9 protein-coding genes and 1 pseudogene are annotated in these 8,400 nt (G+C 62.9%); 4 read left to right on the top strand and 6 right to left on the bottom strand.

The genetic code is table 11. The features are described from left to right. The 4 genes from glpK to serS form a co-directional block, all read right to left on the bottom strand. Positions 1-1,284, bottom strand: a 1,284-nt coding sequence (gene glpK, locus ACHFGA_RS01975; protein WP_394280780.1) for a glycerol kinase GlpK, incomplete at its 3' end; no start/stop codon positions are given. 24 nt (positions 1,285-1,308) lie between these two features. Beyond that, complete coding sequence (locus ACHFGA_RS01970; RefSeq protein WP_394280779.1) at positions 1,309-2,124, bottom strand: HAD family hydrolase; 816 nt, start codon at positions 2,122-2,124, stop codon at positions 1,309-1,311. Between the two features lie 4 nt (positions 2,125-2,128). Next, positions 2,129-2,995, bottom strand: coding sequence for a lysophospholipid acyltransferase family protein (locus ACHFGA_RS01965; RefSeq protein ID WP_394280778.1), 867 nt, complete (start codon positions 2,993-2,995; stop codon positions 2,129-2,131). Beyond that, positions 2,996-4,255, bottom strand: coding sequence for a serine--tRNA ligase (gene serS, locus ACHFGA_RS01960; RefSeq protein WP_394280777.1), 1,260 nt, complete (start codon positions 4,253-4,255; stop codon positions 2,996-2,998). A 113-nt stretch (positions 4,256-4,368) separates the two neighbouring features. On the opposite strand from serS, the gene ACHFGA_RS01955 reads away from it, so the two are divergent. Genes ACHFGA_RS01955 through ACHFGA_RS01945 form a run of 3 tightly spaced genes read left to right on the top strand, consistent with a single transcriptional unit; the run spans position 4,369 to position 6,551 of the window. Then, a complete protein-coding gene (locus ACHFGA_RS01955) occupies positions 4,369-5,121 on the top strand; it encodes a GntR family transcriptional regulator (protein ID WP_394280776.1) in 753 nt (250 codons plus the stop codon). A gap of 9 nt (positions 5,122-5,130) precedes the next feature. Then, positions 5,131-6,207 (top strand): septum formation family protein, encoded by a 1,077-nt coding sequence (locus ACHFGA_RS01950; protein WP_394280775.1) that lies wholly within the window; start codon positions 5,131-5,133, stop codon positions 6,205-6,207. Continuing rightward, positions 6,204-6,551 carry a metallopeptidase family protein gene (locus ACHFGA_RS01945; RefSeq protein ID WP_394280774.1) on the top strand — a complete coding sequence of 116 codons (348 nt, stop codon included), beginning with the start codon at positions 6,204-6,206 and terminating at the stop codon, positions 6,549-6,551. The genes ACHFGA_RS01950 and ACHFGA_RS01945 overlap by 4 nt, the downstream gene beginning before the upstream one ends. Here ACHFGA_RS01945 and ACHFGA_RS01940 read toward each other — a convergent pair. Then, a complete protein-coding gene (locus ACHFGA_RS01940; protein ID WP_394280773.1) occupies positions 6,548-7,144 on the bottom strand; it encodes a histidine phosphatase family protein in 597 nt (198 codons plus the stop codon). The two genes, ACHFGA_RS01945 and ACHFGA_RS01940, sit on opposite strands and share 4 nt — an antisense overlap. Then, a complete protein-coding gene (gene pheA, locus ACHFGA_RS01935) occupies positions 7,145-8,068 on the bottom strand; it encodes a prephenate dehydratase (protein WP_394280772.1) in 924 nt (307 codons plus the stop codon). Positions 8,069-8,083: 15 nt separating this feature from the next. On the opposite strand from pheA, the pseudogene ACHFGA_RS01930 reads away from it, so the two are divergent. Then, positions 8,084-8,400, top strand: a pseudogene (locus ACHFGA_RS01930) (CPBP family intramembrane glutamate endopeptidase); the annotation flags it as partial.

The following is an 8,400-nucleotide window of genomic DNA, read 5'->3' as shown; positions in this document are numbered from 1 at the left end:
TAGTCGTGCGTTGAGCACATCGGCCTGCATCTGCATCAGCAGCGCATTGTCCGTCATGCCACCGTCCACGCGCAGCTCGTCGACACGCACCCCGCTATCGGCCTCCATGGCGCGCGCGACCTCCAGCGTCTGCAGGCACGTCGCCTCAAGTGCGGCACGCGCGATGTGTCGCTTATCGACGAAGCGGGTCAGACCAGTGATCACGCCCCGAGCGTCGGCGCGCCACCGCGGAGCGAACAGCCCAGAAAATGCCGGGACGATGGTCACTCCTGCGGAATCTGGAACCTGGGCGGCCAGGGTTTCGGATTCGGCAGCGGTGCGCAGCATGCCCATCTGGTCGCGCAGCCACTGGATCAGGGAACCACCAACAGCAACAGAGCCTTCGATCGCATACACAGGTGCGTCCCCGGCACGCTGGTAGGCCACCGTGGTCAGCAAACCGTGGTCGGAAAATTGTGGCACAGAACCGGTGTTGAGCAGCATGAACAACCCGGTGCCGTAGGTCATTTTGCCCTCACCTTCGCGCAGGCAGTTCTGCCCAAACAGGGCGGCCTGCTGGTCGCCGAGTACACCAGTGATCGGCACCCCGGACAGGGTTCCGCGTTTGCGCACGAGGGCGACCTCCCCGATGCTGGGCACGATAGTGGGCAGCATCGTCGTCGGAAGGCCCAGCTCTGCGCAGATCTCCTCGTCCCACTGGCAGGTTTCGATGTTCATCAGCAGCGTGCGGGAGGCATTGCTCACGTCGGTGACGTGCATGGCGGCGCGGCCTTCGTCGCCACGCGCACCGCCGGTCAGCTGCCAGATCAGCCACGTATCGATGGTGCCGGCAAGCAGCTCGCCGCGCTGGGCACGTTCGCGCGCACCCTCCACGTTGTCGAGGATCCAGGCCCACTTCGGTCCCGCGGGATAGGAATTTGCCAGCAGGCCGGTACGCGACATGTAGCGGTTCTGATCGTCGCTGCCCGTGCGCGTGTCCTGCCATACGATCGCGTTATAGACAGGCTGACCTGTCGCTTTGTCCCACACCACGGCCGTTTCGCGTTGGTTCGTCACCCCGAGCGCGCTGATCTGGGAGGCCGGGACGTCCACCTCCACCATGGCGGCTGAGACTGCGCGGCGGACGTTGCGCCACAGTTCCAGCGGATCATGTTCCACCCAGCCCTCGCGCGGCATGATCTGCTCGTGCTCATACTGGGCGCTGGCCACCACTTCCCCGTCGGTGGTGGTGATGATGCAGCGCGTCGAGGTCGTGCCTTGGTCAATGGCGGCGATCAGTGTCATGGATCTATTGTGGCACTGAGGCGGCTAGAACCACTTCTCCAAGACGAGTGCCACGCCGAAATCATCGTTGCTGGTGGTCACCATGTCCGCGGCGTCGTGCACGACGGGCGCGGCATTCGCCATGGCCACCCCGGTGCCGGCCCAGGCCAGCATCTCAATATCGTTCGGCATATCGCCGAAGGCTGCGACATCCTTCTGCTCTACCCCATGCATAGCAGCCAAAGTGGATACGCCGGTGGCCTTGTTCACGCCCGGCGCGGCCAGCTCCAGCAGCCCCTCATTCATGGAGTAGGTCACGTGGGCGGTGTCGGGATCGATGTGGGGTGCGATCTTGTCGAACATCTCCGCCGACGTCATCGTCAGATTACGCATGATTAGCTTCACGGCGGGTTCGGCAGCGAGCTCGTGAACAGGGGCCACACCGTGAGCCTCGCTCCACAGGTCGGTGACATAGCCAGGGCTGGTCAGGAAAGAGTCTTCCTCACTGTCGAAGGCGGATTGGCCCACCCGCTCCACACCGAATGCGACATCACGACCGAACACTTCCTCGCCAACCGCCATCACCGTGGCTAGGGCCTCCGGGTCCAGGCTGTGGGCGGCGACGATCTTATCCTCAGCCGGGTCGTAGAGGACGGCGCCGTTCGAGCACACGCACACCGGGCGGATCGGCAGCTGGTCGATCACGGGGAAAATCCAGCGGTGCGGCCTGCCTGTCGCCAGCGCAACCTCCGACCCAGCATGCACGGCGCGCATCACGGCGTCACGCAAGCGGGGGCTGACTCGATCGTGCGAGTCCAAGAAGGTCCCGTCGATGTCACTCACGATCAGGCGGGGTGTCATTGTTCTACTCCTTTGTTTGCGCGTCTCTTCTTAGCTTACGCTTCCGCTTCGCCTTCTTTTCAGCCTTGATCTTCGCGTCAATCTCGCGCGCCTCCTCCAACGTGGGCGCGGCCCCACCCATCGACGCAGGCAACCAGTCCTCGCCGTCCTGGAAGGGGCCAAACCGGCGTGAGTATTCGGCGCGTGATTCGTCGAGAAGCTCCTGCATCGACGCTTTAAGCTTATCGACGACCGCATCGGGTTCCCCGGAGGTGTCAATGGGGGCGCCGACTCGAATAATGATCGGGAAGTGATTGCGCCCGAGCTGCTTCTTTCGGCCCTTGGTCCACAGCCGTTGGCTGCCCCAGATGACCATGGGGATCAGGGGCGCGTCGGCTTGCTTAGCGATGCGGGCGGCACCATTTTTGAAATCTGCCAGTTCGAAAGAACGCGAAATCGTCGACTCGGGGAAGATGCCCACCAGCTGGCCTTCCTCAATGCGTGCGACGGCTTCGTCCACGCTGGAGCCACCGTTTGAGCGGTCCACCGACACGTGCTTCATCCCGCGCATCGCATGGCCAATGATGGGGATGTCGAAGACTTCCTTCTTTGCCATGAATCGGACCATGCGCTTGCCGCGCAAAAAGCCTGCAATGCCGCCAAAAATGAAGTCGTAGTATCCCGTGTGGTTGATCGCGATAATGGCGCCACCGGTCGTCGGCAAGTTCTCTGTCCCATAGACCGTGATGCGGATGCCCTGCGCCCGCATTAGATTCTTCAACCTGCGGATCACCCACTGGTAAAAGGGCTCTGAAGCTTCCGTGGGGTGGTCAGGGACCGGCTCCAGCGTTGCCGGAACCTCGAACAATCCATCTACTAAGCGGTACTCCATTTACTTGACCGGAGTGATCACGTCTTTGCCCATAAGTGGGCGCAGAGCCTCAGGCACGACGACGGAGCCGTCGGCCTGCTGGTTATTTTCCAGGATGGCGACCAGCCAGCGCGTGGTGGCCAGCGTGCCGTTGAGCGTGGCGACGATCTGGGTCTTGCCCTCCGCGTCGCGGTAGCGCGTGTTCAGGCGGCGGCCCTGGAACGTGGTGCAGTTAGAGGTGGACGTGAGCTCGCGGTAGGTGTCTTGGGTGGGCACCCACGCCTCGGTATCGAACTTGCGGGCTGCCGACGCGCCGAGGTCACCACCAGCAACGTCGATCACGCGGTAAGGCACCTCGACTGCTGCCAGCATCTCCTTTTCCAGCTGCAGCAGCTTCTGGTGCATCTCTTCGGCATCTTCCGGCTTGCAGTAAACGAACATTTCCAGCTTGTCGAACTGGTGCACGCGCAAAATGCCGCGGGTGTCCTTGCCGTAGGACCCGGCCTCACGGCGGAAGCAGGACGACCAGCCCGCGTAGAGGATGGGGCCATCGGACAGGTCGATGATCTCGTCCTGGTGGTAGCCGGCCAGCGCGACCTCAGAGGTGCCCACGAGGTAGAGGTCATCGCGCTCGAGGTAGTAAATTTCGTCCGAGTGGTCACCCAAGAAGCCGGTACCCTGCATGATCTCTGGGCGCACCAGCACGGGTGGGATCATCAGCTTAAATCCGGCCTCGCGGGCCTTGGCGGCGGCGAGCTGCAGCATCGCCAGCTGCATCCAGGCGCCATCACCGGTGAGGTAGTAGAAGCGGGCGCCGCCGACCTTCGTGCCGCGCGCCATATCGATCATGCCCAGAGACTCGCCCAGCTCCAGGTGGTCCTTCGGCTCAAAATCGAACTCTGGGATCTCGCCGATGTGCTCCAGCACCACGAAGTCATCTTCGCCACCGGCCGGCGCGCCCTCGACAACATTGGAGATCTTGTACTGCAGCTCCACCACGCGTTCTTCGGCGGCCTTCTGCTCTTCCTCAGCCTGCTTCACCTTGGCCTTCAGCTCATTAGAGCCTTCCAGCAGGGCCGGGCGGTCCTCGGGTGCGGCCTGCCCGATCTTCTTGCCGAATGCCTTTTGTTCACCACGCAGGTTGTCTGCGTTGGCGATGGCGGCGCGGCGGGCCTCGTCGGCGGAGAGCAGCTCGTCGACAAGCACTGGGTCCTCCCCGCGGTTCTTCTGCGAATCGCGGACGCGGTCGGGGTTCTCACGGAGCATTTTCAGATCAATCACAGTGACTAACCCTACCGCCAACGCCTCCCATTTTCCGCCTGCCCCCGCCGACGTGACCCGCCTGTCATACAAACGGTTGAGCTGGTAATAACCAGTGGCGTATGATGGTGTGTATGGATCGCGCTGCTCCCGAACTTCCGAAACGGACCATCACCCATGGCCCCGTGCCGAAGCACGCCCAGTTGCGCGCCATCCTCGAGCAACTCTGCGAAAGGGAACTTTCTCCAGGCGATCTCCTGCCAGGCGAACGCGTCCTTGAGGAAACATACAGCGTCTCCCGCATCACCGTGCGGCGCGCGATTGGTGACTTAGTCGCGGCCGGCAAGCTGCGTCGCGTCCGCGGAAAAGGCACCTTCGTCGCACCGAACCCCCTGGTCAGCAAGCTTCAACTCGCCTCTTTTTCTGAGGAGATGCGCGCACAGAAGGTTGCGGCGTCGTCGAAAATCCTGCTCTCCGCACGTGCCACCGCCCCGGACGATGTGGGCGCATTTTTCAATACGTCGGCGGCACAAGAGCACATTCATCTGCGACGCCTGCGGCTGGGCGACGGCGAACCTTACGCCATCGATGATGCTTGGTACAACGGCCAACTCACGCCCGACCTGCTGGAAAATGATGTCTATAACTCCGTCTACACGCTTCTCGACGAAAACTACGGCCTGCCCGTGACAGAGGCCGACCAAACCGTCACCGCCGTGGCCGCAGACGACCAGGCGGCCGCCCTCCTCGATGTCGCCCCCGGTAGCCCGTTGCTACGCATTGTGCGCTTTGCGCGCTCCGGTGAGCACCCCGTAGAACTGTGTTCGTCTGTGTACCGCACAGATCGGTACCGCCTAAATACTCGCGTGGGGCGCGCGCTTGAGTAGGGTTGGGGCATGGCTACTTCTTCTACCTGGCGTTCGCGAGCCGGTGTAACGGGCTTACTTTTTGCCATACTGGTCGGCGTCGTTGGCGCCGGTTCGTACTCCGCAGTCGCGGACCGCAACGCAGACCCAGTGACCAACCAGGCTGAAGGAGGCGGTGGCGACAGCGCCAACGGCGGAGCAAACGGAAGTGCCGAAGGCAGCGATACCCAAGAATCCGTCGCCCCCTTTACCACCGCCAACCAGGGCGCGTGCCTGACGTGGGAAGTAGATGACAGCGGCGAGATCACCGCTTTCGAACAGACCAGTTGTGATACCCCGCACCGCTTCGAGGTATCCGTCCGTGAGGATCTGGCTACCTACCCGACCAGCGAGTTTGGTAGCGAGGCAGAGATGCCCAGCCAAACCCGCCAAGCACAGCTGCGCGAAGAGCTGTGCCACACCCCGACAATCCGCTATCTTGATGGCCGTTACGATCCGGTCGGGAAGTACTCCATCGCCCCCATCCTGCCGTCCGCGGACGCGTGGCAGCGCGGCGACCGCACCATGCTGTGCGGCCTGCAAATCACCGACGCTGATGGTGTCCCCCAACTGACCGAAGGTCGCGCCGCCGACCAAGACCAGGCGCGCGTCGCTGATCCCGGTCAGTGCATGAGCGCAGATAGCTCCAACGTGCTGCACATCGTCGATTGCGGCGAAGACCACCAGCTCGAGGTCACGCACATCGAAGACCTCAACCCTGTCTTCCCCGACCACACCCCCACCGCGCAGGAACAGGACGATCACCTGAAGGAGGTGTGCACCCAGGCCGCCATGGACTACCTAGGCGGCGAGGAGCAGCTCTACCAGTCCACGCTGCAGCCCTACTGGGGCACACTGCCGGCGGCCAGCTGGGACGGGGGCTCGCGCTCGGTGAACTGCAGCTTGGTTCACGCGAATGAGGAGGGCGGATTCTCCGCTCTGCAGGGTTCAGCAACCGGGGGCCGCGAGGCCTTCACCATCGACGGTCAGCCACCAGCCGAGCAACCGCCGCGCGACCCGATCCGTGAGCCACGACTCCCAGCGACAGAGGAAGCACCTGCACAGTGACGAAAGTCAGCGATGAAGTCTTTGAATCGCTTATCGACGACGCCTTGGACGAGCTCCCCGAGGAGTTCGCCCAGCGCATGCGCAATGTCGTCGTGTTAGCCCGGCCCTACAACGAGGAGCGGCCGCACCTCTTAGGGCTCTTCGAGGGCGTGCCGCTACCGAATCAGCATGCCAACCACACGGGCTTCTTACCCAACGCCATCTTCATCTATAAAGAGCCCCTCGAACGCTACTCGCGTGATTTAGAGGAGCTGCGCCGCGAGGTCCGCGTCACCGTTCTGCACGAGGTGGGCCACTATTTCGGGCTAGAGGAAGAGGACCTCCACCGCCTGGGCTACAGCTAGTTATCGCCCCAGCGCACTAGCTCCCACTGCCCAAACGTGTCCGTCGGGTTAAGCACCACGAAGCGGCAGTTCGGCAGCGGGTTGCGGACCGCGAATTCCGGATCGATGCCGGCGGCACGCACCGCAAACATTCTGATCGCCGCGCCGTGAGAGACCACGACAGCCGAGCTAGCCTCGCCCCTCAGCGCCTCTGCCACGCCACCTTGGTAGCGGTGCAGAAACTGGTGCGCGTCCTCACCGCCGGGAATCGCCTGGTCAGAGCTGCCATCAAACCACGAATGCACAATCCCGTGGTAGGACTCGTGCGCCTCAAAAGAATTCTGCATCTCATGGTTGCCCGCAGTAATCTCCTGCAGACCGGACACGGCAGGGATGTGATCAAAAAAGGGATCGAAGGCGAGCTGCCCGGTCTGCCGCGCACGCAACGCCTCCGAGGTGACCACAGCATTCGGGCCATAACGATCCATCAGCTCGGGCCCGACATCGCGGGCTTGCTGCTGGCCTAACTCCGTCAACGGAGCCCCCGGCAGTGCGGTATCTAGTGCACGTGCCACATTAGAAGTGGTTTGGCCGTGGCGCAGCAGGATGAGCATTTAGTGTCCTTCCCGGGCCTTCCGGACCCAATCAGTTGCTTCTGCAAGGCGGGCCTCATCGTCGATAAGCGAACTCTGGCTCTGGCTAGCAGCGGGCCACGAACCGAGGAAAGTTACGGTGTTGGCGCGCAGCCACAGGTTGCGCAGTGCTTCAGCCAGGGGCGCATCGTCGATATGTCCCACCAAGTCGACATAGAAATTATAGGTCCTGGCCTCCTTTCGCGTCGGGCGAGACTCAATGCGCGACATATTCACCCCGCGGTACGCAAATTCCTGCAGCGCGCCGACGAGCGTACCGGGCTCATTCGGCAGGTCAAAGACGACGAACGTGCGGTCCGCACCCGTGCGCGTGGTGGGCTTGCCCGTGTGCCCGACGGCGATGAACCGGGTCTGGGCCGTCGCCATATCTGCGATCCCCTCCGCATGCACCTCCAACCCAAACAGGTTCGCAGCCCGCAGCGGCGCCGCGGCAACGTCAGCGGAACCCTCGGCCACCGCCTGGGCGGCCGCCGCATTCGAGGTAGCACCCGTGTAGGTGACGTGCGGCATGTTCTGTGTCACCCAGTCGCGGACCTGTCGCTGGGCGACGGGATGGGTGGAGAAGATCTTGGCGTCGGCAAGCGAGGTGCCCGGACGCGTCATGATCGCGAAACTGATCGGCAGCTCCAGCTCATGGTAAATCTGCACCCCAGGGGCCTCAATCAAAGCATCGGTGGTGGAAGTGACCGCACCGTCCACCGAATTTTCGATGGCCACCACGGCCCAGTCGGCCTTGTCGTCACGCACCGCGTGCAGCGCTGCCGAAGGCGAATCAACAGGAAGCAATTCCACATCACCGGGGCCAAAGACCCCGCGATCGTGAAACTTCCACAAAGCTTCTTCGGTAAACGTGCCGGCGGGGCCAAGGAAAGCAACGGTTGTCATGCGATCTAGCCTACAGTGGTGCAGGTGAAGCGCATTTCCACTGAGATCCTCCTGGTTCTCACCATCACGTTTGGCATGAGTGGGCTGCGATCCGTCCTCCGGCTGATCGACGCGCTGACCGCCCCCGAAGCTCTCAGCGACCAACAAGTCGTCCTCAATGACGCGGCCAGCCAGACAGCCTGGCTGGATGTTGGGCTGCAGCTCGCCAGCGCCGCCACCCTCTTTGCGTGGGGCGGGTTGGCCCTCTTCCTGCTGGGTGAACGCCTGCCCCGGCCCCGCTGGGGTGACGTGGGCTGGGCAGCCATCCTAGCTGCAGTGATCGGCATCCCCGG

Source organism: Corynebacterium sp., assembly GCF_043426755.1.
GTDB lineage: Bacteria > Actinomycetota > Actinomycetes > Mycobacteriales > Mycobacteriaceae > Corynebacterium.
This window is presented reverse-complemented; position numbering and strand designations above follow the sequence as displayed.